This is a genomic window from Paenibacillus sp. CMAA1364 (assembly GCF_054373195.1).
Window position 1 is genome coordinate 153,916 of record NZ_JBITNB010000005.1, and the last position, 25,511, is coordinate 179,426.

At 40.1% G+C, this 25,511-nt stretch carries 15 protein-coding genes; 13 read left to right on the plus strand and 2 right to left on the minus strand.

Annotated elements, in window-relative coordinates:
• Positions 1 to 69 precede the first annotated feature (69 nt).
• Together ACH8E3_RS06040 and ACH8E3_RS06045 are read right to left on the minus strand one after the other, a co-directional pair.
• Positions 70 to 1,812, minus strand: a complete 1,743-nt coding sequence (locus tag ACH8E3_RS06040) for a hypothetical protein (protein ID WP_458631714.1) — start codon at positions 1,810 to 1,812, stop codon at positions 70 to 72.
• 27 nt (positions 1,813 to 1,839) lie between these two features.
• Positions 1,840 to 2,763, minus strand: coding sequence for a hypothetical protein (locus ACH8E3_RS06045; RefSeq protein WP_458631715.1), 924 nt, complete (start codon positions 2,761 to 2,763; stop codon positions 1,840 to 1,842).
• 333 nt (positions 2,764 to 3,096) lie between these two features.
• Here ACH8E3_RS06045 and ACH8E3_RS06050 point away from each other — a divergent pair, with 333 nt between their 5' ends.
• The 13 genes from ACH8E3_RS06050 (at position 3,097) to ACH8E3_RS06110 (ending at position 25,296) form a co-directional block, all read left to right on the plus strand.
• Positions 3,097 to 4,890, plus strand: coding sequence for a vWA domain-containing protein (locus tag ACH8E3_RS06050; protein WP_458631716.1), 1,794 nt, complete (start codon positions 3,097 to 3,099; stop codon positions 4,888 to 4,890).
• A 300-nt stretch (positions 4,891 to 5,190) separates the two neighbouring features.
• A complete protein-coding gene (locus ACH8E3_RS06055) occupies positions 5,191 to 8,580 on the plus strand; it encodes a tubulin-like doman-containing protein (RefSeq protein WP_458631717.1) in 3,390 nt (1,129 codons plus the stop codon).
• 2 nt (positions 8,581 to 8,582) lie between these two features.
• Positions 8,583 to 10,991: a transcription initiation factor TFIID gene (locus ACH8E3_RS06060; RefSeq protein WP_458631718.1), complete on the plus strand. Its 2,409-nt coding sequence runs from the start codon at positions 8,583 to 8,585 to the stop codon at positions 10,989 to 10,991.
• Between the two features lie 39 nt (positions 10,992 to 11,030).
• Complete coding sequence (locus tag ACH8E3_RS06065; protein WP_458631719.1) at positions 11,031 to 12,308, plus strand: vWA domain-containing protein; 1,278 nt, start codon at positions 11,031 to 11,033, stop codon at positions 12,306 to 12,308.
• Between the two features lie 20 nt (positions 12,309 to 12,328).
• A complete protein-coding gene (locus ACH8E3_RS06070; protein ID WP_458631720.1) occupies positions 12,329 to 12,964 on the plus strand; it encodes a beta-mannanase in 636 nt (211 codons plus the stop codon).
• Positions 12,965 to 13,329: 365 nt separating this feature from the next.
• A complete protein-coding gene (locus ACH8E3_RS06075) occupies positions 13,330 to 14,589 on the plus strand; it encodes a TRAFAC clade GTPase domain-containing protein (RefSeq protein ID WP_458631721.1) in 1,260 nt (419 codons plus the stop codon).
• Complete coding sequence (locus ACH8E3_RS06080; RefSeq protein WP_458631722.1) at positions 14,589 to 17,591, plus strand: GAP1-N2 domain-containing protein; 3,003 nt, start codon at positions 14,589 to 14,591, stop codon at positions 17,589 to 17,591. The genes ACH8E3_RS06075 and ACH8E3_RS06080 overlap by 1 nt, the downstream gene beginning before the upstream one ends.
• A gap of 18 nt (positions 17,592 to 17,609) precedes the next feature.
• Entirely contained in the window at positions 17,610 to 18,128 is a 519-nt protein-coding gene (msrA, locus tag ACH8E3_RS06085) for a peptide-methionine (S)-S-oxide reductase MsrA (protein ID WP_458631723.1), read from the plus strand.
• 196 nt (positions 18,129 to 18,324) lie between these two features.
• Entirely contained in the window at positions 18,325 to 18,831 is a 507-nt protein-coding gene (locus ACH8E3_RS06090; RefSeq protein WP_458631724.1) for a DUF2569 domain-containing protein, read from the plus strand.
• 469 nt (positions 18,832 to 19,300) lie between these two features.
• On the plus strand, positions 19,301 to 21,685 hold the full coding sequence (locus ACH8E3_RS06095; RefSeq protein ID WP_458631725.1) for an AAA family ATPase: 2,385 nt from the start codon (positions 19,301 to 19,303) through the stop codon (positions 21,683 to 21,685).
• Positions 21,686 to 22,008: 323 nt separating this feature from the next.
• Positions 22,009 to 23,556: an RNA-directed DNA polymerase gene (locus ACH8E3_RS06100; protein WP_458631726.1), complete on the plus strand. Its 1,548-nt coding sequence runs from the start codon at positions 22,009 to 22,011 to the stop codon at positions 23,554 to 23,556.
• A gap of 245 nt (positions 23,557 to 23,801) precedes the next feature.
• Positions 23,802 to 24,347, plus strand: a complete 546-nt coding sequence (locus ACH8E3_RS06105; RefSeq protein WP_458631727.1) for a DUF4303 domain-containing protein — start codon at positions 23,802 to 23,804, stop codon at positions 24,345 to 24,347.
• 277 nt (positions 24,348 to 24,624) lie between these two features.
• Positions 24,625 to 25,296, plus strand: a complete 672-nt coding sequence (locus ACH8E3_RS06110; RefSeq protein WP_458631728.1) for a BA5345 family protein — start codon at positions 24,625 to 24,627, stop codon at positions 25,294 to 25,296.
• The last annotated feature ends 215 nt before the right edge of the window (positions 25,297 to 25,511 follow it).

Sequence of the window (25,511 nt, forward strand, 5' to 3'; positions counted from 1 at the left end):
AGTTACAATACAGAGAACCTACTCTTTTGTGTAATAGAACATGTGTGAACACGCTTAAATAATAAGGAATTATTCCATAGTCTCCACTTCAAATACAGGAATCAATGTCAATTCTTCCTCCACATAGATCTCTACGTAGTTACGGAACGTCCCAATGACGGTAATAGGCCCATCTCTGAAGTTATAATTGCCAGTTAGTTTCACATAGCTATCTCCCATCGTTGCATATCCTTCGTTGTACCCCGATTGAATGACATTTGTAGTGAACTTCACCTTTTCATGCATGTATTGAATGAGATCCACGGCGTAAATCTCAATATAATCTTGTTGAATACCCATGAACGTATAACGATCTCCAGAACGTTCGTATATAGCTACATGGTCAGCACCTTCAAATGTATTAAGATTATCAACAAGAAGCTGTCCATTTGCCCCCACGATGTATTGATCTGCTTCGAATTGGAATAAGGTAACCACCGAATCCGTCTGCCACTCAATGGCTGTAAACAAGGCAGTTCTAGTTGAAGATTGGCCTTGAATCACACTTACAGCGAATTCCTTCGTACTAAGATCTTCGTCAATCAAGATGTGTTCCATATCCCCCTCATGCTGGAATTCACGATTAGATAGGACGTGAACACTGTTGTCCTTACTCAATCGTGCGAAATATAAGGTCTGTTGTTCATCCACCGCAAGAACATATGCAATAGCACCGAAACGCTTTGTTCCGCTAGTAATCGAAGTGAATACTTGCGTAGGGTCATGTTGCTGTAAGAAACGGATCGGCTCGTGGATATTCCACGCTAGCTCAGCTTGCTGTATTTCTTCGCTAGTATCCATATAATTCATGAGCCCTTCATACATCGTAAGGGCATCCTCGAATTGATTCTTGGACACATGCTGCTTAGCTTCCTTCATCCAATGATTGATTTGTTTCGTGATGTAAGATGCAACAGGTGATTTGAATGTGGAGGCTTCGATATATTGATTGTACTTCTTAGCATGTGTTGCAAAGATAGCATAGCTTCGATTGGAGATATCTTGCTCCAGGAATGTTCTCGCCAGCATATCAGATTGATCATTAATCCACGCTGCTTCAATGTCATGGGTCTTGTATAGGTTCAACATAGCTAATGACTCATCTAATAGCATATCGTATTGACCTGCTGCGGCAATCTGGGTCATTTTACGAAGATCATAGGTCTGGAATATGTCGTATAGTTGAGTCTTCTTCTGAGTGGTATCACCAAAGAAAGCAACAGGTAATGTCCATAACTTCCATTTGAAAGATTCATCTTCATACGCTTTACTATCGAGATTACGCTCCAGTTGTTGAGTGAACAGCGTCTTGAAATGTTGGAAATAGGTTATGAAATCATCAGAAAGACCATATTGATCAGAGAGCTTTACATAATAGGGGGCATACGGATTGCCCTCCTTCATATGGATACTTTTAAAAACTTCTAGTTGTGTATACACCTTCATAAGAGCCTCGAAGTATCCATCTGTCTTTGCGCGCATAGCTTCACGGTCGACTTGGCTAAGCGTTGTCCTTATCTCAGTGATTGGAGCCAGTTCATCGAGCCGCCTAGCGATATCCGATTCTTTATACTGTATAGCGTTGTTGTTGCGTGCTTTGTGGTACCATTCCTCAGCCCCGATGAGATCTTGCAGAGCATACAGTCGTTCCGCCTCCGTTACCATGGCCATCTTCTCTTGAATATAGTGGAATTTCACGCCAATCAGAATCATCATAACCACACAACAACTTATCAATAGGTTTCGCAGGGTTATCCCCCATATCTTCGTCATAGTCTTATAGCCTCTTTAATTGTATAGTTAATCCACAGCGTCCATCGCATATAACTCCGTTCGGATATTCGCTACTTCAATAGCCAAATCACCCCATGGATGATCGGGATATTGACGGATCAGTCGGTATAACCGTAAGAAGCGATCTTTCGAAAGCCTACGGGCATATCGTTGTATGAACTGGGGGTATGCGGCAACATACGTCTTCAATCGAACGGCTGCACCAACGACATGGGTTAGAATTTCTATCCCATTCTCCATTTCAAGTATATATGGCTCATAAGTGAGAATATACCGAATAGAGCGATGTTTAATTAATTCTCTTTTTAGGATAGCGATGTCACCGATATAGGCAGCTAGGTCACTATCGAAGGTACGGATAAGTAAAGGCTCAACCGTTAAATCCATATCTTTACGCAGGACAAAAGATTGAAGCAAGACTACCTGCTGCAGACGAATCTTATCATTGTGAACGAGGGTACTGATCTCCCGCAACATGACATAAGTCAGCACCTCGTCCTCCTTCATGACGGATACCGCTGTTTTGCGATTTCTTCTCAAACCTTCAATGATGTATTGTTGCTCTCGTTCAAATAATGAATCAAGCGCAAGAGCGACCTCGCCTTCAACCATCCTTCTTTGTACCACGAACAGGAAGCTAATGAATGCGATGGCAATACACGTACAGAGAATCATTTGTCCAAAGGTCTGACTGAAGAAAATTCCGATAAGCCCGATCAGAAGGGCAATGAGTTGTTGATTTCGCATGGTTCTTTTTACGCGGGATGTTGCATATTCGGTAACGGGTATAAGCTTATCTTTGCTGCAGATAGCACATTGTTCTTCCCACAGTGCGGTATATTGATGACAATGACTACAAATTCTTAACTTTTCATAAGCGTAACGCGTCTGTATATATGGACGGAAAGTAACAGCTCTCTTCTTAGTCACGAGGCTCCCCCTTAGGATTGATTAGTGAAATAAGATTGTGATCTATTTCATCGCAAGAAGGAATGTATTTGCGGTGCCTGTAGTAAATAACGGATTTAGTAACAACAAAAAGAATCAAAACAGTTAAACAAACGTATGTAATCATATTGGATTCCTTTCATATGTGTTTCTAATGCATTTCACCTATATTATTTGAAGTTTGATGGGTTTAATTATATCATAATGTCATGGTAATGATAGGAAGTACCTAACTGGAAGCATGCTTCACAAGTTGTAGCTAGCACAAGAGAAATTTCAGATGTCCAAATCATCTTAGGATAAAGGGGTATAACTATGTCTCGTACAAAGAAATGTTCAATTCGTATACTAATGGTTCTATCGCTATTACTGCTTCCCTTTTCTTTTCATATACAGGAAGTGACAGCCGCTTCGGGTTCATCTCATATTGATGCCATGCTCGTCGTGGATGCAAGTAACTCTATGAAGAAGAGTGATCCAGATAAAGTCGGCAACGAAGCGATGAAGATGTTTATTGATATGCTATCCGTGCAGGGCGATAAAGTCGGCATTATATCGTACACGGATAAAATACAGAGAGAAAAGGCATTGCTTGAGATTCAATCTGCTGCGGATAAGGAAGATCTAAAGGAGTTCATTGATCAATTAGATCGAGGTCCTTATACCGATGTAGCCGTAGGGATTAAGGAAGCCGTGAAAGTATTACAACAAGGGGCAGACCCGACGCATGAACCGATGATTGTTTTGTTAGCTGATGGGAATAATGACTTCGATAAAGCTAAAGGAAGAACAGAACAACAGTCTGCACAGGAGTTAGAACAAGCCATCGCCGATGCGAATAAGAATGGTATTCCCGTATATACCATTGGGCTTAATGCGGATGGTAAGTTGAACAAGGATGCATTAGCCGCTATATCTGAGAAGACGGACGGCAAGGCATTCTCCACAAATACGGCGGATGAACTGCCACAAATACTAAGTGAGATTTTCGCCAGTCATTTGAAGCTTAAGATTGTACCTGTGCAATCGATGACAGGTAACGGCAAGTATCAAGAAGTGATCATTAATGTACCTAATAATAATGTGTTAGAAGCGAATATTTCAATCATGTCCGCTCAACCGGTAGAAGTTAAATTAACGGACCCTTCTGGAGCAAGTAAGACGATTCCAGCCAAGGATATCCTCTATTCTAAGTCGCAGAGCTATTCCTTGTTGAAGTTACTAGCTCCTATGAATGGAGATTGGAAGCTTCAAGTGAAAGGTGTAGCCAAAGATAAGATCGATATTAATCTGGTCTTTAATTACGATATTGAGCTAGCCATGGACCCTCTTTCTACGAGTACCTACAAGAAGGGGGATAAGATCGACATTGTTTCTTATTTAACAAGTAATGGACAAAAGTTACAGAATAGTACACTTTATCAGAATATGAATGCTAAGCTAGTTGTTAAGGATATCGATAGCGGAGATACGGTAGACATCAAGATGACGAACACAGGTAAGCAATTCGAGGCAACCTATAAGGTAGCGGATCAGCATGACTATGAGATGATGGTTATTGCAGAAGATAAGAGCCTTTATCGCGAGACCCCTGCTGTGAAGATTACCGCGAAGCCCGGTGGAACCAGTTCAAGTAAACCAACCCCACCGTCAACATCGGTAGAGAAATCGGATGACAAGCCATTTCCAATCCTAAAAGTCGTAGGTGGCGCCATAGCACTCGCTGCCATTCTTGCAGCAGCGTACTTCATTCTAGCTGCGGTGAAGAAGGCGAACCGTGGATTTGTAGGACAGGTGGTCATTGAGATTCGGGATGAGAATACGGGGGAAAAGACATATCCACAGTATAAGAAGTTAAATGGATTTAAAGGGAAGGTTACGCTACATCAGTTGCTACAGCTAGCACCTGAGCTCAAGGAGACGGAGAAGATCCTCTTCGAACCTAGCAAGAATGACAAATTGCTATTGAAGAATCGTTCCACTGTGAACATTGAGAAGTCAGGTCGTGTGATGGATGCCACCCAAGGCTTAGAAGTGAAAAGCGGTGATCGAATCAGCCTGTCCTTACAGAGTGTAGATAAGACGATTATGATCGAGTATTTGGTGTAACTATCTACAGGCTTATAGTATAAATGCTACGATAACGGATTGTCCTTACGATCGCTGTTGCCCTCTGATTTCTTTATTTTATACCGCCTATAACGGTAGAAATCAGAGGGCAAAGCATAAGCTTACGAGGTGGTCTTCCTACGGAAGACCTGTAGGCGAACACTCACGTTTCTTCAAGACAATTCCGTTCTCTTCCGCACTAATACGTATTATAAATTCCATATATCGTTTCACTTTGAGAAATAAGAGGAATGCTTACGAAGTAAGCTTTACTTCGTAAAGCTTTTAGGAGGAAATACAATGAAGCCAGTCGTGAGAGAACATATTCAGCAATTGGATGTATCGTTAGGCGGAGGTATTGTCAGCGACAAGATTCGGGTAGATACCATTGACAATCCAATCCTTATTATTGGTCTTGGGGGAACAGGTATTGATGCTTTGCTACGATTGAAGTACCAAATTAATCGTAGATTTAAGTTGCCTGAAGATCCTACTTCAAAGAAGAAACGCGATAAACCAGATAATGTTGAGTTCCTAGCATTCGAGACGAATGAACAGGATCGTGGTAAGAAGTACAAAGGAATCGGCCTTGATCCGATCAATGAATTCGTCTTGTTGTCCAATGCCGAGATTGGTGGGTTATTGCAGAATCGCAGTGTTCTTGAACCCTATATTACGGATTGGTTATCTCCTGAGATGAGCATCACCGATGGGATGAATGGTGCCGCTGGCGTACGTCAAGCAGGCCGATTATTGTTATTCACCAAGATCAATCAAGTTGTGCAAGCCATAGATAAGAAGATTAAGACACTGTCTGTCGGTACAAATAAGAAGTTGATGGTGTTCTTGCTAACGGGACTATCTGGGGGTACGGGGAGCGGATGTTTCTTAGATATCGCCTATATTGTACGGGGTATTATTGAGCGTGATCATGGTTCGGCAGGGATTGATCGCGTGAATACACTCGGTTATTTGTTCACGCCGGATATCAACCTATCTAACAAGAGCTTAAGTGAACATACACGTGAATATATTAAGAAGAATGGTTATGCAGCACTTAAAGAACTGGATTATTGGATGAACGTAGATAGCCGTGGTGAGCGATTCCAACAACGTTATGGCAATATTCTAACGGTGAATTCACCACTTCCACCCTTTAATCTATGTCATCTCATCTCGGCTACGAATACCGAAGGTAAGTTACTTGAGAATGCCTATGACTACTGTATGAACGTCACTGCTGAGAACATCACGAACTTCATGGCGAGTGAAGAGAAGGCATCAGGCGAAGAATTCGCCATTCATGACTATATCAGTAATATCCGTACGAATATCGCACAGATGAATAAAATGTACCCAGCCAACTATGAATATAATATTATTGGGGCATCTTCTGCCGTGTTACCCATAGAAGAGATGACAACATACTTAGCATTCCGATTGTTCGGCAAGATGGAGAAGATGTTCGAGAAAGCACCAAGCCAAGATGATGTAGAGACGTTCGCTCGTAAAATGGGCATTGATCTCGATACGATGGTGAAGACGTTTGAATCTCGTGTTCCAGAACCACTAACAGGGTATGAGAATAGTGAACGTCTAAGTTACAGCAACGTGGTGAAGAATCAGGTTGTTAATATGGATACAGAACTAGAACAGAATTTCTTAGCTCGTGCCCGAGAAGAGTATATTAAAGCTAAGAAACAACTGCCAGGTGAGATTATCGGACAATTCACCGATCAGATCCGTCGTATATTCCTGCATGCTGAACAGGGACCTTTCTATGTGTCACGGTTAATCTATACAGAGAAGGGCTTCAGCTTGCTCAAAATGTTACTCTCCTATATTGAGATATTACGCGAGAACCTACATCGTATTCCAAGAGATATTGAAGCGGCAAGCGAGCAAGCCAATGAGAGACTTGGGGATGCGAAGAGTGCATTCGTCTCTAAGGACAAGAAGAAGAACATGTATATTGAAGCGAAGATTAATGAATATTGGCTTCATGCAGATATAGAACGTACAGAACAGATGATTGAGTTCTATGAAGATCTATATGAATTATTGAATGGTGAGAACACGCGCATTTATAACGTATATACCGAAATATTGAACGCTTTGAATACGATCTTTGCTAAGAATGGCGAAATTCTCATTCATGGCGATGAGCAAGCAGATCATAGAGGCAATAAGACCTACTATTGGAATCTTGTGAGTGTGCCGGATATATCCAAAGTCATTGGTAAAATGATGGAGAGTAAAGACGTGGATGATCTTATTCGTGACTTCACACTTGAACTACTTAATCATTCGAATCAATGGATTAGAGAGCAAGAAGTAGATATTATCAGTTCCATTTCGGACTTCTTAGGTGATAAATTCGGTGATCTGATCACACAATCGATGGAAGACTTCTTAATTATGAAGTTCGGTCATGATGAGTCCATTGAGAAGCTAGTAGAGCGTAATATTGCGAATAAGTTGGATGAAGAAGCGGTACCAGTGTTCCATCTGAGCAATAGTGCAGGCAACTTGTATTTCCCATCATGGGGATTCGTGTCCGTCCCTGTTGGAGCTCCGAGCATTCTCAAAGGAATACGGAATTATCAGAATAATTCCGTGGGAAGATCTCACTTCACCGTCAAAGAGAGTCAAGTGAAGAATCGTATTTTCTGGCTGAATACGAAGAATGGTGTACCTTTATTCGTATATACGCCACTCAAAGTGTATGAGGAAAGCTATGAGCGAACCATACTGGATAAAGAGGGTGTTGGACGTCATTTAGTCCAGACGGATAACGTGAACTGGACATACCTTCCTTCCCCAATCCCAGAGAAGTCTTGGGGAGATACGTATGTGAATAGACGCGTACAGTCTTATAACGCTCGTGTTCGTGCTGAATTCATGAAGGCATTAACACTCAAGGTTATTGTAGAGAAGGACATCAATCAGAACACAAGTAATCGCTATGCCGTGGTGACAACGAAGCCGTTTCATATATCGCAATACCTTCTTCGCTTCGATATGCAGCTAGATTCAGCTAAGCCGAATCTTGGAGAAGTGAAGCGTGCATTGAACGAGTTGAAGCAACTCTTCGCACAAGGTCTTGAGAAGGAAGCCAGTAAGGATATCTTCGGTAGTATTTCAGAAGATATGGCGAATGAGAACTTGATTCGTTCCCCGGAATTAATATCTATCGTTCGAGAAGAACTGGCAAAGTATGATGCGATGAGCATAAAGGCTACTGAATTAGAACAAGTATTGAACCAACATCAAGATGAAGAGAAGTCTCTTGATCAATTCATCGAAGCACTATATACCGATACGATTACCAAAAAGGGTGCGCTCTATGTCTATGATCGTGAGCCGGAAGAAGAAGCATGGGAACCTTTTGCCAATCTGATGAAGAGTCAGAATTATGTCGAATCGGTCGTATTCGAGCATTTTCGCGAATTGGATGAGAAGAGCAAGAGTACATTGCTACGCAAATCTACCCGTCGTGGGACAGAATTGACTGCATCGGAAGATATCTCCGTATTGATTACGAAGCTTGATGAACTGTACGAATTGTTTCTTAACGGTCGCGATCAGTTGGAATATGAGAAGATTGAACTGGCGAACGGAGAAGAGAACTATCAATTCTACAAGCAAATGGTATCTAAATTAAACGATATTCGTAGAAAGTTGAAATAATCATGAAGCAAATGCTAGAAAGGTTCGCTAAGGAGTATGCGGTCGCCGAGGAGAAGATGAATGGAAGTATCGACGATCAGAGTAGCATTCATTATCCTGCGGTGTTCGTGTTCATTGGAGACAAGGTGTCAGAGGCGATACAACCGATCATGGATATTCATGAGAAGAAGTGGGATAACAGTGCGGGTGTCATGTATATACATATGGCATCCCCAACCGACGCTCCATCCAGCATAGCGACGAACGATGAGGACAAGAATGGGACGTCCCGACTTGTCCGATTCGACCTACCCCAAGTGGTAGACTCAACAACAACACATGCTTCCAAAAGTTTGCGAAAAGATGTATATGCAACATTCTACGAGGATGATAAGCACTTAATTCAGCTGAATCGGATGCTCAGACAGGTAAGCCATAAGATCGCGAATTTCGGTCGAATGTATTCCTCCTTCGATCGGATTCACCTTTCTTTCATTACGCGGGTCGATGACCCGCTTAATGTGTTTCTACCGGAATTATCACTGTTATCACAAACGATATTCAGTCAATCATTCAAATCTGTACAGATGGATTTATATGGATTGATCAGTGAGACAGAAGTTGAATCGTTCGGATATAGTCATTCCGTGGGTGTAGCCTTTCTTCGTGAGCTCGAATATATGCAACAAAGCGATTATTCCTTCTCAGCAAATCTCCATGTCACGGAAGATGGGCTCTCCATACCCGTAATACATCCGCCAAGTCCATTATTTGAGTTGGTGTACCTACTCTCTAACAAGAATGAGCGTGGCATTTCTTCTCTGCATGATATGCAAGATAATTATGAGATCATTTGTCATGTGAATCTATTGAAGAACCGTAAACAGAAGGATGCCGAGCATCAAGCAAGTCATCGTAACTATAACAATATGTCCTTCAGAAGTAATATCAGGTCGGATTCAGGGCGTGATGGGTTCGCATCTGCGGGCTTCTCCAAGGTCAAACGTCCGAATGAATCGATTGCACTGAGCGTTCTATATCATTTGTATACACAGATGGTCATTCGAATGAAGAATGACAATGACTTAATGCTAAATAGCAAAGAGAAGCTAGCCTTCTTCGGTATTGAGACACAAATGATAGCCCAACGCGTGAACGAGATCATGCCCGATGAGAGCAAGATCGATGACATGAGCGGATTAATGACACATCGGATCAGTTATCACGCTGTGAAACGGATGTCTTTACGTGAAGCCGAGTATGCGCTCTATGGTGACGGTTGCGAGACGTATTTCCGGGATAATTATATCAAGGTAACACATGCTCGTCTGAATGAGATTCAGATACACGATGAGATATCTCAAGCCGTACAGCGTCATTTGTTAGAACAACCTCAGATTGGATTCTATCAACTGGCAACGTGGACTGATGAATTGGGCAGATCAGGGAGCGTAATGGAAGATATACACGCTACCATTCGTGAATTGACCAAAGGATTAGAATTAGCTAAGGCTGAACTTGAGCAATGTTACCAAGGGATTGTGGATGAACAACCTTTCTCACGGCTACCTTTGATGGATAAGCATAATCTACGTAACAGTATTCGATATATTGTAGACACGGTGTATCGTGCAAAACTTCGTATACTACATCTTGAATCTGAACTGAAATTATATCAGAAGATAGAAGACGAATTAAGTCGTATGCACCAGCATTATAAACGACAAGTGGATCAGATGGATCGCTTAGAGGGTATTCTCCGTGTAGCGGCTGTGGATAGTATGACTAGAGCAGACGACTATATTGGACAGAATATACTAGCGTATTATGGTGTGGTGACGGAACATGTGGTGCGTGACATTGAAGCGAAGCGGGGTATGTTAGTCTTTTTCGAAGATCGTTATTTAGGGCGGGTGACGCAATTACTAGAGAATGGAATCGAACACGTCGTAACCCAACTCATGCAGATCTGCCTGAATAATATTCTAACCGCTGAACCATTTGCGCAGACGTTCGAAGAGGAAATACTGCGACGTGCCAATGTGACCATTGATTATAGTAATACAGAAGTGTTATCGAAGGATGATCTGTTCAAAAAGTTATACCGCACATTAGAAGATCATGCAGCAATTAATTTGCGCTTGTTGGATTACACGCAGGAGCATCGTTACGAGGAGAAGTACTTCTTCGGGGATTCGCAGAGTGAATTTATTCGCTATTCCCTTGGTGTAGATGAGACATCACGTATCTATAAATTGGGTTATGTTCATGAAAATCGCAGTAGTGGTGTGGAGAAGTTGAACTTGATGGGTGGATTCCACATTGAAGATTTGATGTATTATCGTAATGGTCGAGTGTATTATGAGACCTATGTAAACAATGGGTATGAGCTTCATGGCATAGATGCTGACGTGCTCCCAGAACTTCAATAAGTGATGTGAATTCCTAATGAGGAAAGGGTGCTTAACCATATGCAACGAAAGATAAATTTACTCTTGATCTTATTCAGTCTAATTGGCGGTGGGATTGGCTTCGTAGCCGGAGAGATACTATTAAGTAAATTAGATGGGGATTGGCCACGAATTGTGGTGATCGGTCTATATTGTGGAATATTAGCCTTCTCTATTGGTCTGATGTGCCTTATTGCTGAAATGATAAATCCACGATTGAGTGGTCCTTCTTGGAGACAACGATATGTAGGTACGTCATGGAAGTTACTCGTACCGGCAACGCTTATCATGTTATTCGTATTGGGATTACTTCTTGAATTCGTGTATGGATTGAATATCGGTGGCGTGAAGCCAGTGAAGGATATCGTGCTTGTGATCGACAATTCGGGTAGCATGCGTGAGACAGACCCGAATGATGATAGATACGAAGCGGCTAAGGCTCTAGTTGGCAAAATGGAGCGCGATAAGCGAGTAGCGATCGTGGAGTTCAATGATCAAGCGCAATTGGTTCAGCCCTTTGTCGCGCTTAAGAATGCTGAAGTCAAGAATGAAGTGTATACAACGATTGATACGCTTATGACGACAGATGGTGGAACAGATATTGCTCGAGCGCTTGATGAATCGATACGACATATTAAGGATACCACAGTGAGCGGACGAGGAACGATGGTTATCCTGCTCTCCGACGGGTTCAGTGAAATGGATATGAATACCGCATTAGCTGATTATGAGCAAATGCAGATCGTTATCAATACGGTCGGTATGAGTGTGAGTGATTCCGATGGTTCTGTATTGCTTACGGAGATCGCTAACCGAACGAATGGGCAGTATATCGATGTAGACCGTGTAGACGATCTCTCGTTAGTATTTCGGAATATATACGATAGAATCGGTGATCGTACACTCTTAACAGAACGAACTGGCATAATGCAAGATACTAGTTACTATATCGCATTACGCATCATTTCATTTATTCTGATCGGCACAGCTATAGGCCTATCACTTGGTATTATATTCGACAATCGCTATCTTGCGAGAAGCTTCGGAATTGGCGGAAGTGTAGGTGGATTGATGACAGGGGTGCTACTTGAAATGGGATTATTAGGGCAAATGCCTGAAGACAGCATGACCCGACTATTGGCTTGTCTAATCCTTGCAGGCGTGATGGGACTCTTCACATGGATTGTGCCGATTAAGGAGAATGGAATCTTGTTAGGTGGTAGAACAAGACCCGGACATGCAGGTGTGATCACAGATGGATCGCATAAGCGTCAGAATAACAACAGTAAAGGATTCTAGTCTCAGGGAGGTGAGTACCATTGCAATATATTCAAGCGGACTCATCCACGCCAGTCATTCATAACTTGGTACAACAAGTGGATGAAGATCGTTGTATCTTGCGCTGGTTATGGCCAGAAGGAATTCAATCGGTCTATATACACCAAGCTACAGCGCAACAAGAGATACCAGAGCAGCCTGCAATCCATACGCTGAAGTTATATACGAGAGATGAGTACAAAGCAAATAACGGATATCATGATCGAATGCAAGGGATTGGCGGACGGATCTATACCGTCTTTGCCTGTTGGACACATAATGGCGAGAGCGTTCTTACCCTTCAAGAAGATGGACAGAATCGTAAAGTAGTGAGTGCTGGCAAAGCGCGAATCATGTATTCCATTAAGCAGAAGCCACGTCTATTTCAGAAATTCAAAACGATTCAGATCAGGGTAACAACAGAAGTTCCAGTGTCTAAAGAAACATTATGCTACGTTAAAAAAGAAGGAAGTTACCCATCTCATAAATTAGATGGAACCGTCTATCCATTCGTGCAACACTTCAACCCTGGCAGAAATGTGTTACCAGAGATTGAAGTGGGCAAGAACGACTTCGTTCGAATCTTCTTCACCGACGGCGCTACATACGCTCAATTGTATGAGTTGATGCCGGAATAACCTGCAAGACTCGAATGGTCTGAACGACCCAAGTATGCAAAGCAGGAGGGTCAAGGTATTAAATGAAATTGACGACGTAAGTTTGGAAAAGGGTGCTTTCCTGAGAATAATAGCTATAGGAGTAACGTAGCGAAGAGAACGGAATTGTAATGTAGAAACGAAGTGGTCGCCTACAAGTTTTCCGTAGGAAAACTACTTCGAAAGCATATGCTTTGACATCGGATTTCTACCGCTAATAGCGGCATATAATCAAGAAATCCGATGTCAACAGCGATCGAAGGAACAATCCGTCACCGTAGCGGGGTGTCACCCAACAGGGTTATTTTCAGCAGTAGCCTTTCAAAACGTTTAGGAGGATATAACACATGGCCATTTTCGATATGTTCAAAAGAAAACCACAAGCGACACCCAAGCCGCTGTTCTATGATATTGTCTGTCCATTCTGTTTCGAGAAATTCGAGCCAGATCAGGTCGTGTTCCGTGCGGCGCACCATCGTGAAGATGATGAGAACTATGCATTGGGTGAAGATGAAGAGCTGAACAGATACCGTGAACGCTTCGGACTGGATTCAGTTGATGATATCGAAGCGATTATTCACCCACATGATATTCCAGAAGAACATCAGATCTATTCAGACCATGTACTTATTGGATTAAATGATCGATATGGTGTTCTCACACGCAGAAGATTATGTCCGAAATGCCATAATGAGCTTCCCGTTACGTCTGGTAAAGTACCAAGTAATATTATCTCGATTGTTGGCGCATCTCAGGTGGGCAAGTCCGTCTATATGACATCTCTAATTCACACGTTACAACATACGACAGCAGATCACTTCGGTGCTGCTTGCATGCCACTGAATGCAGAAATCAGTCGAAAGTTTCGCACATTATACGAAGAACCTCTATTTGAGAGAGGCGATCTTCTCGCTTCTACGCAGAAAGAGAGAATGCAGGAACCATTTATTTTTCAATTTGTATTTAAAGATGAATCGAAGCCACCACTTACACTTGTGTTCTTTGATGTCGCAGGGGAAGGCATGGTCGATCAGGACTATCTCGGTCTACATGGTCAGCATATTAAGAATTCATCTGGTATTCTATTCATGGTTGACCCACTGCAGATTCGCTCGATTCGTGAGAAAATCCGTATTAAATTTGGCGATTCCGAAGGTGGCTGGGTGTCACAATATGATGAGCCGCGTGATGTCGTATTGACGATGTTCGGAGACTTTATTGCTTATGAAGACAAGGGGAAGACCGATATTCCGACAGCAGTCGTCCTAACCAAAAGCGACATGTTGCACTCGTTGAAGGATGACGATGGAGAATATATTAAGTCCAACAGCAATGTGTTTAACAATATGGTGCATCGCGATTACTTGAACTTAACGGAGTTCGATAATATTGATGGGGAGATCCGTCGGTTCATTGAGAAAGTGGACCGCCCATTTAAGGGGACGATGGATGTGTATTTCTCGAATACAGCGTATTTCGCTGTGTCCGCACTAGGAAGTAATCCCGTGAATCAGAAGCTGCAAGGTGTAGCGAACCCGATTCGAGTGGATGAACCATTCATTTGGCTACTCTATCAATTAATGTACATTGAGGGGAGAGAGGAATAGTGGAGAACACAACTCCCCAACGCATTCAACAACAGCTCTACACACGTGAGAGACGTGGGATATTTCGATCTACCGAAGGATTTGACACGATCGCAAGGTCGAAGGGGCTAGATCATTCTTTTATCAAAAAAACGCTCCACCCGTTCTGTGCCTATGATGCACCCGCTGAACTATCCTCCCGAGGAGAGAAAGATGCGAATCTGTATCCCGAAGCGCTACATCTATATCGGACAGAGCAGGGGCAGACCATCCTTGGACGTAGTATGTATCAATCGGTAGATTTCACGGGGTTGCGCAGTGCCTTCTTCACACATAATTATGTCATTCCTAGTCAGCGTTCAGATGAGGTTGTGGAGAACTATACAAGATGGCTTCATGCAGATTTCGTCGATACGTATGATATTGAACAAGGGTTGGATCTTCCCGAACTAGATGCTGTACCTATTCGTGTGCAAGAGCAATCTAGCAAGAAAGACATAGCTACGCTTCTCGCAGATCTCCATATCGACGAGAAAATATTTAAGCAAATGTTATTCGCTGTGATGACGGCTGTCACTAGCAAGAAGAAAGTATATATCTCGCTTGACGTTCCTGCGGAACAAATCTCGTTATATGCGACACAGCTACTTGAAGTCTTGTATGGTAGTTTGCCGTATGCTTTTCGCAAAGAGCTTGGCTTCTTAACGTATTCGAAGGAACCTCAGAGTAAAAAGGGAATTCATGTGATGTTCGTAGAGAGAGGTAGCTTGCGAATTGGCGACAGAAATGTGGAAAAGGACTTCACATTTGATCTTGTGGCGAAGCGAGTGACGAATGTAGATATGGATCTCACAAGACCCTCTTATTTCGAATTCGCGTGGCGTAATCTGAATGATTCTAAGCGTGGAGAGAGCTTCTTCCAGTTCGCTACGTTGATGTTATCCGATATGGATCATATACGACAGACTTCGATTGCAAGCTACAATGAACTGGCGATATTCTACCAGATTGAAGAAGGTAATGAGGCTCTATTTGAAGAGAATAAGAGTGCGGTATTGCATGGATTGTTGGATTATTTATCCCTTCCAGGTGCGATGTCGAGCAAAGTACGATTGAATGATATTTTTCTCGCTCGCTTTGATCAAGAGTTCGATCTTATGAAGCAGGGACAAGTGCCAGACCTTGCGATCGTAGAAGCGTTCAAAGATTACTATCGTATATGCGGTAAGAATAATGAAGGAAAGATCGTTACATATCTTATGGTTGCTATTAGTCATGCGTCCTCTACGAAACGTAAAGAAGTCGTATCTGCTTTCTATCAGGTGATTGAGAGTAGCTCAGCACTTAATAAAGCGTTCTTCGATATGGTATTAAATAGTGGTTTCTCTAAACCATTGTTCCAACCTTATATTCAGGAGAAGTTCACGCTTGCGCCTACAGCGACAGATGTTATGCAATTCGTTGGAGAATGGGGAAAGAATCATCCTGTTGTGACTAGAGATGAGTATTTCGTTGACCTTGCCAAATCGCAATTGTTAGCGAAGCTTCGCAAGGCTTCTGAACCGGTCACCGCTGTTAATGCATTGTTAGATCAACAGCATAAGGTGGAGAAAATGTGGGAGCAAGCAGGACAAGGTGCGATAACAGCCGACGTTACATTATTGGATCAACTTGCGTATGTAGCCAACCTATTCTTGTTGACTGAACTGGATCTAGAGGCGCTGTCGATTGATCAACTTCTAAGAATACAATTTCTTGCGGAACCCTTGGAAGTTAAATCATGGGCATCGAAGTTCGATGCACGTATTAAGTCGCAGGCAGCGGTCATGTCGGCAGCATATGCTTGGTTTAAGGATGATCAACCCAATCCACGTGTATTGGATGGCTTGAGTCCGATGGAATTAGATCGTGTACAGCAACTGGGTTGTCATTGGTTGGCGAAGCAGATCGTACCGGAGCAATTCGGGCATATCTCGTTAGCCTTCTATCAAGGTGGACAAGCCTCCATAAATTATTCTGGCCTCATTAATTTCATACGAAGACATGTTCAGGACAAGGAAGTGATATATCAATTCTTCCAATGGTCTGCAACACAGCCGATGTACGTCAGTGAGCGTAGTCTTAATCCAGCGTATGCTTCAGCAATTGTCTCTTATTTTAAGAATAACGATCGAGAAGCCTTCAAGCAGAAGGACAGGGTGCAGAAGTATTTCTCATCACCAAGTACGAAGCTAAGACCCGTATACGCCAAAGTGAAGTTAGAGTTATCTACACCATTCGTTAAATTCCTGCGTCGCAATCGCAAGCCATTAACGATGTTGTCTATGTACGTGGGCGTGATACTCTTACTGCTCATCGGAGGATTCTATGGACTTAAAGCCATGGGTGTATTCGATAAGAAACCAGAAGTTGTTCAGAATGTACCGCCACCTATCGTGGTGGAGCCTTCTCCTGAGATCCCTTCAAGCCCCGTTGTAGTATATGCACAGCAAGCGGAAGTTACAAATGGTACAGTAGGCGATACGCAATTCGTGTTTCTTTTTGAAGAAGCGGGTACTTGTGACACATTCGATGCTACAACGATAACGCTTGAATTAGCAGATGGCTCGACACCTAAGATATTAACTGGCTTAATAGCAGATAAGAAGTGCGAAGTTGTGGCTGAGCCAGATACCGTGACAGATTCGACAATCGGGGACGCTGACGCTGATTCTGGTGCGATTCAGGATGCTACGGTTGGTAATGGGGATACTGGGGAACCAAGTAAGAATGCTGATGATGTGGATAAGACATCTGAGGACAAGAGTACAGATGTTGGAGTAGAGACTGGAACATCAGATGAAGGCAAGTCGGCAACAGATATAGGTACAGATTCACAGAAGCCTACTCCTACGATCAACTTGGACCATTACAAGAGTTCCGTTACGGTAACTATACCTGATGTGACGATGGAGTCGTTAAATGGAAGTAAGGTTAAGGTAGGTACAGAAACGTACGAATTGAGCGAAAAGCCTACATCATAGAGAAAGGAGCGGGGAAGTATGGAGAAGGCAACATTCGCTGGAGGGTGTTTCTGGTGTATGGTAACACCTTTTGAGGAATTACCTGGCATACACGGTATTATATCAGGGTATACCGGAGGAACGACAGACAACCCAACCTATGAACAGGTGAAGACTGGAACGACAGGTCACTATGAAGCAGTGCAGATTACATTTGACCCAGCTATATTCTCATATGATCAACTGCTAGAACTATACTGGCCCCAGATTGATCCGACGGATGCCGGTGGACAGTTCCAAGATAGAGGACCACAGTATCGCACAGCCATTCTCTACCATACGGAAGAACAACGTATAGCAGCTCTTGCTTCTAAGGAGCGGGTAGCGGTAAGTGCAAGATTCCCAGGCCCCATCGTAACGGAGATTATACCAGCCCAGACTTTCTATGGAGCAGAGGAATATCACCAAGACTACCACCGCAAGAATCCGAAGCATTATAAGGAAGACCGAGAGCAATCCGGGCGGGATAACTTCATTGTGGAGAACTGGGGAGAGTAGGGTTGTTAGGGTAGATTTAAGGACAGAATGCTCAATTGAGTATTCTGTCCTTTTTTGACTTTATTTGTAGACTGTGTGCTATATTTTGGAAGGAGAATGGAATGTTGAAGGCGAATATGTATTCTTTAGGAGTCCTTTCAGAGCGGACTAGATCGCTATGCAAGCAATTAAAAACCAATGAAGGAAGTGTATCATTTTGGAAGTCGATGTAATAGAGAAGGAAATGGATAATCACCGATTGGGTATTAGCGGATTGGGAGGTTGGTTAATCTTCGTGCAATTCGGTTTATATTTTACAATACTGATAATGTTAACACAGCTTTTTCAGTTTTCATTACCGGCATTTAGTCCAGAAACATGGAACGTATTAACTTCTACTGACTCAGAGTTATATCATCCATTGTGGGGACCACTACTAGTGTTTGAAACCATTTGCAATGTATCATTCTTAGCTTTTTCTGTATTTATCCTATTTAACTTTTATCGAAGAAAATCTATATTGCCACGTCTAATGATTATTTTTTATAGTGTAAGTTTCATCATTGGTGTTGTGGATACAATATTGGTGTTACAGATTCCGTTAGCAAGAGAGACTGAAGATGGAAGTTCTATAAGAGATATAATTAAATCAATTCTTACATGTGCAATCTGGATACCTTATTTTATTAAATCTGTAAGAGTAAAAAACACTTTTGTAAGATAGCACAATGAAAGAAGTGAAATCATGGAACCGGAATTAAAGGAAGTTGCTGAACAAACATTGAGATTCCTTTGTGTTGGATCTCAAGTAGAAGGAATTAAATTTTATGGTACACAATTATTATTTTCAGCTGCCTAAATAATAAAGTGTGGGATGTTATTGCATGTCCCGGAAATAACATAGTTACATGGGTACCAAAGGATATTTTGTAGTTTTTACGGATGGTTATACTTCGTGTAACGTTTGGCATTCCTGCATTGTCGCGTTCGCTCCTTGGTCGCCAAGAGGTATTTCGGAGAAGTTAATTCAGACGACACATCGCCCGAATAAGTCGGACGAACGGTTCCCTGCGGTCACTTAAGTTGGTTGAATGTCAGGAATGCGAGTACGTTATACGTTATACGACAGAGCCATAGATATTATAGAAAGGAATTTTAGTTTTTATAATAAACTGAAATAGGGGGTTATTTTAATGATCAAGAAGATTACAACTATAAAAGATCTTGCTGTTTTCCAAAATTTCGAATGGGATAACTCAGTAATAAATAATAATGGTCAGATAATGCGATTTGAGAGAATGAATATTCTTTACGGGAGAAATTATTCTGGCAAAACAACCCTTTCTCGTATTTTAAGAGCAATGGAAATGGGTGAAATTTCAGATAAATACGAGAGTCCGTCTTTCTCTGTAGTATTTGATGATGATACTATTATCAATCAAAGTCAATTATCCAATGTTCAAAAGAATATCAGAGTTTTTAATGAAGATTTTGTGCGAGAAAATTTGAGGTTTATAAATAACCCAGAAGACAATGTAGAACCTTTTGCTGTTCTTGGTGATGCTAATAACATCCTCGAAGAAGAAATTGCTGTTTTAAAAAGTGTAGTTGGCTCAAATGAAAAAGATAAAGAGACAGGGTTATATACAGAGTTAAAGAATTACAAAACAATATATACGGAATTTAAATCAGCTAATGATCAGCTTGCGAGTAGTTTAGATAGACAACTTTCAGAAAAGGCAATTGGACGTAATACAGGTATAAAGTATCAATTGGGTAGATTTGGAGATCCAAATTATAATAGAACAAAGTTAAGTGAAGATATAAGAAGAGTTTTATCGGAGGAGTATGTTTCATTAGTCAATCATGAGAAATCTGAGTTTGAGCTGATGCTGACAGAGCAAGTTAAATCTGTTATTCCAGCTCTTCCTACTTTGTCACTTCAATGGGAACAGTTCTGCAATGAGTCAGAAGAAATATTGTCTCAGGAAATTGGTTCTTCTGATAAGATTATTGAATTACTTCGTGAGGTAACCTTGAATGAGTGGGTTAAAAAAGGCTATGAATTACATAAGGATAAAAGAGAAGTTTGTGCGTTTTGTGGTGAAAGAGTTCCTGATGAGCGTTGGAGTTGTTTACATAAGCATTTTGATGATGAATCAAGAGTTTTGGAACAAAAAATTGAGAGATTGATTAAAAAAGTTGAAATAGAAATGCAAACAATCAAAGATAGTTTTGTAATTGATAAAAATTTGTTCTACTCAAATTTCCAAAAAGAGATTGAACAATTGTCTGATTCATATTCAATAGTATCTTCTAGTTATAATGAACAATTGAAATTAATACTAGAGCAATTAACTAAGAGAAAAGAAGCTATAACCGTTTCTATGCTATTTGAACGCCCTGTCGATTACTCTCAAGAGCTTCGAAGAATTTTGATTAGTTACGAAGAATGGCGTATTCAATCTAATGATTTTACGGGAAAATTAGATTTAGAGCAGACAAAAGTTAGAGAAGCTTTACGGTTACAAGAGATTCATGATTTTTGTTCAACTATAAACTATAGTGAGAATCTGAATACTATCAATAGAAGTGAAAAGCGATTAGAAGATGCTAAAAAAGAGGTGGATAGAACTCAAGCTGAGATAGAAGGAATAGAAGAAAAGATAAAAAATAAAAAACGCCAGCAAAATGATGAGGAGATAGGAGCGCTTTTAGTTAATAAATACCTTACTGATTTTTTTGGCCACGAGTTTCTTTCTCTAACAGCTACAGAAGATAACAATGATGGTGAAAAGAGGATTCGTTTCGAAATTGTCCGAAATGGAAAGCGTGCTTATCATTTGAGTGAAGGGGAATGTAGTTTAATTTCATTTTGTTACTTTGTTGCGAAACTAAACGACATTGAAACCAGTGGAATCAGACCTATTATTTGGATCGATGACCCCATTTCAAGTTTAGATGGAAATCATATCTTTTTCATTTACAGCTTGATTGCCGCTGAGATATCCGGAAAGGGAGCATTTGAACAGCTGTTTATTTCGACTCACAATCTTGACTTTTTAAAGTATCTAAGACGACTGAATAGTTTGGAACAACAAGCAAATGGAAAATCAAAAAGTTGTAGCAAACAATATTTTATTATCAACAGGCAAGGTCATTATTCAACTATATTACTTATGCCAAGATATCTAAAGGAATTTGGTACTGAGTTTAACTATTTATTTTCTTGTATCTACAAGTGTTCTTGTATTACCACTGTGGATGATTCGAATTATGAGTTATTTTATAATTTCGGGAATAATGCAAGAAAGTTCTTGGAGATATATCTCTATTTTAAATATCCTGATTTTTCTGAAGATAAACTCGAACGTTTCTTTGGAGATGATAAGGTTCCCCCAATTTTAATAGATAGGATTAACAATGAATATTCTCATTTACAAGGCTCTATTGAAAGAGCAACAATGCCAGTTGAAGTGCCTGAAATGGTGTCAACTGCTAAGTTAATCATTGATAAAGTTAAAGAAGATGGTGATCAATATAGTGCTTTTATGCGTAGTATAGGGATAATCACGTAATATCAATGAAGATGTAATTGATAAGAGTTAGAATTTATTGGGAAATGTCAAGGAAGTGACTCCGTCGTATAACAAAGAATTCCTACATCGTCGCTTACGCTCCTTGGTCGTCAAGAGGGATAACGAAGAAGTAGATTCAGACGACACATTCAATCGGCTAAGTCAGACGACCCGTTCCCTTTGGTCACTTAAGCCGATTGAACATCGTGAATGCTAAACGTTATCAGAAATTCATGAAAGATAGTACTGTGGAAAATAAATCTATTAGTTATAACTACAATGAGATGAGGGTACTAATTGAAGCTTAAAGAAGAGTCTTAAAATTGGCTATTAATCATTTGCAACTGGAAAAAGATACAGATTTATTTCCAAGTCCGAAAGAAATAGATATATTAAAAGAATTGGAAGACAAAGTAATCCAAAGATTAAAAGACTATGATTTAACACAACATCAATTTCAATCATCCAGAAGGTTTGTCATTCCAAAAACAGAATTGTCTTATAGAACGGCTACTCAATTAGACCCTATTGATAGTCTCCTATTAGCAGCAGTCATCTTTGAATATGGACATTTAATTGAAATGCGAAGACGACCCAAGAAAGAAAAAACAGTATTTAGTTATAGATTTAACCCTCAAGAAGATGGTATTTTTTATAGTGATGAGAATTCTTGGAAAGAGTTTTGGGCATCTTGCCTTGAAAAAAGTAGTAGTAAAAGATATGTAGTACGAATGGATATATCGGATTTTTATAATCAGATTTATCACCATACTGTAGAAAACCAATTGATAGAGGCAGGATTTCCAAATCAAATAAGCAAATTTATTATGCGTGTACTAGAAGATATTACAAAGACTGTGTCTAGAGGTATACCTGTGGGACCGCATTTTTCACATTTACTTGCTGAAATGACGTTAATTCCAATTGATGATAGTTTATCAATAAAAGGAATGGAGTTTTGTCGATATGCAGATGATATATATGTGTTTTGTGATGATGAAAAGGAAGCAAGCATAACTATTTATGAGATGGCAGGAATACTTGATAAACAACAAAAACTTATATTACAACAACAAAAAACTGCTGTGATAAAAACGGAGGATTTTAAACTTATCTGTGAAAATATCACAAATGACAACCCATTAAATGAACATGAAAATAAAATGATTAAAGTCTTGAAAAAATATACTACAGGTATGTACAAAGGAATAGATTTTAAACAATTAGGAAAAGAGGAACAAGAATTGTTTGCTGATGATAATATCAGTGAAGTATTAGAAAAACACCTTAATGTCCTTGATCCAGACTATAAAAATATTAGATGGCTGTATAGACGGCTTGGGCAATTAGGCGCACCAGGTGGTATCGAATATACAATAGAAAATATTAATAAATTGATTCCTGCAATTAGTGATGTTTGTCATTATTTGATCACGGCAAGTAGAAACTTTGAGAACGATTTTTTACAATTGGGTGATCAACTAATAACAATTCTCGAAGATAAGCTTTTTCAGTCTAACGAGTATTTTTATATAGCAATTTTAAATCTATTTGCTAGCAATGCTAATTTGAATCATTTAAATAAATTACATTCATTATATAAATCATCTTCTCCCGAAGCAAAAAGAAAGATTATTTTTGCTGCATATGAAGCAAATGCATCAACTTGGATTCGGGAATTAAAAGAGGCATATTCAGGACTAGATCCGTGGAGTAGAAGGGCAATGTTAATTGCATGCAAGGTATTACCATATGACGAAAGAAGTCACTATTTAAAGCATATTAAGAAAACGCATCTTTTAAGTTTATCAGAGGAATTTATTTTGGAGTGGTCTCTTTTGAAAAGTGATATGACTGTAGTCGTTGAGTAGATAAACAATGTAAAATAATGTTTTGGCAGATTCAGACAAACAAGAACATCTGATAACGCCATATTCACGCTACGGCTGCGCCTGGGTCAGAAGAAGTTGATTTATAATGGAGTCTATTCACTGACAACTTGCTGCGCAAGTTCGTGAATATAAGAACGTTATAGGAAATCTAAGCGAAAAAACATATGAAAGAAATCATTAATGGACCTTTTAAATCAAATGAAAATCAATAAAGGAGAGTTTAAATGCAAAAAGAATTTGATTATAAATTATTTAAAAGACTATTAGTAACTCATTATCCAAAGGTAATCGAAAAGTTCGCAAAAACTAGTGATAATAAAGATGTATACGTCCTAACATTGGTTTTGAACGGATATATAACATTAGATTGGAATACGTTATCAGAACTGCATTATAGATACGAGGATGCATACAAAGGGAAATATCAAGACAAATATTCACTTGAGTATATAAAGTTTAGCATTGGTGATTTTGCGTTTGAAGAAATGATTGATTGGACTGACGAAATGGATAAATTAATGCGAGATCATCAGGATTTTTTTGATGATGTAGAGGATGTTACTGATGAAGTGTACGATCGTCACAATAGGCAGTTAATTGAATGTATGATTGAAGTACTGAAAGAGTTGGAGCCATCCTTTATTCATCTTAATCGAACAAGTGATTTTGTTGCTTTTGTATCAGATTTTAATGACGAGGATCATTTTAGGTATGCAACAGAGACAGGTCCTCCCGAACTTTATCAAAAAGTATTTGGAACTAGGATTTGATGTAATTAGTGTGAATATATTGATATTCTAATTGTAATAGGAAAAAAATAATGTATTTGGTTGGTATTTCAATGGGGGCTTCGACATCCTATAACAAAACATTCCTGCATCGTCACGTTCGCTCCTCGGTCGCCAAGGGGGATTTCGAAGTAGTGAACCAGGCGACACATTCAATCGGCTAAGTCTGACGACCCGTTCCCTTCGGTCACTTAAGCCGCTTGAACGTCAGGAATGCGGAAACGTCATATGACATATGTCGAATCAATGGAGGAAAATTGTGAACACAGAATTTCAAGTTTTAAGATGGGGTATTCCAGGATGGCTGTTTTTATTAACTATAGCTCTTTTCAGATTCTCAATATATGAATTTAAGATATCTGAGATAGTAAGACTTTTTGAAAATCCATCGGCATTGGCAGGCATCGCTGCTCTTTTTGTAGCTATTGGTGTTCCCATCGGATATATAATTTATCAGATATATTTCTTTTTCAAATGGAATTTTGGGAACTCAAAAATATATTTATCTATTAAGGAAATAACTTATTTAGAAAAGGAAATTAAAAGGCGAAAGAAGAAAAATAGTAATGATGATTGGAAGATTATAGAGGATTATACTGATTATTTAATGTCAGTAGTAGCTTTCAGAAAAAAAATATCTTCGGATGACCTTAAAAGAAGATATGATTGGATCTCTAGTAGAACATCTCGAATACACGGACTAGGTGCTTCGACGTGGTCAATTGTATTGGGATTATTAGGGTCATTCATTCATTCTTACAATGTTCTTCACAAATTTAATTTCTATACTTTAATTTCTATTATTTCAATACTATTAGTCTTGTGTGTAATCTGGAAAAATTACAATATTCAAAATAAAAATGGATTCAGACAACTCAATGCTTTATTAAGAGACATAGAAAGAGCTGAAGATATAAATAATGATAAATGAGGTTTACTCGGAAAGGCGACATACGTCATAAAACACCGTATTCACGCCGCGTCGCTTACGCTCCTTGATTCGCTCGAAGGGGAAAGTGACAGGAAGTGAATTCAGGCGAATAACCCTGCGAGGATAAGTCTTCGACCCGGCGCTGAAGCGCCTTAAGCCTCGGTAGTTGTCAAGATAGTTGTCGCGATTCTATAGAACTTATGTAGTTATTTGAT

Coding starts and splice junctions, on each gene's coding strand:
- ACH8E3_RS06040 (WP_458631714.1), bottom strand. CDS start 1,812: ATGACGAAGATATGGGGGATAACCCTGCGAAACCTATTGATAAGTTGT.
- ACH8E3_RS06050 (WP_458631716.1), top strand. CDS start 3,097: ATGTCTCGTACAAAGAAATGTTCAATTCGTATACTAATGGTTCTATCG.
- ACH8E3_RS06055 (WP_458631717.1), top strand. CDS start 5,191: ATGAAGCCAGTCGTGAGAGAACATATTCAGCAATTGGATGTATCGTTA.
- ACH8E3_RS06060 (WP_458631718.1), top strand. CDS start 8,583: ATGAAGCAAATGCTAGAAAGGTTCGCTAAGGAGTATGCGGTCGCCGAG.
- ACH8E3_RS06065 (WP_458631719.1), top strand. CDS start 11,031: ATGCAACGAAAGATAAATTTACTCTTGATCTTATTCAGTCTAATTGGC.
- ACH8E3_RS06075 (WP_458631721.1), top strand. CDS start 13,330: ATGGCCATTTTCGATATGTTCAAAAGAAAACCACAAGCGACACCCAAG.
- msrA (WP_458631723.1), top strand. CDS start 17,610: ATGGAGAAGGCAACATTCGCTGGAGGGTGTTTCTGGTGTATGGTAACA.
- ACH8E3_RS06095 (WP_458631725.1), top strand. CDS start 19,301: ATGATCAAGAAGATTACAACTATAAAAGATCTTGCTGTTTTCCAAAAT.
- ACH8E3_RS06105 (WP_458631727.1), top strand. CDS start 23,802: ATGCAAAAAGAATTTGATTATAAATTATTTAAAAGACTATTAGTAACT.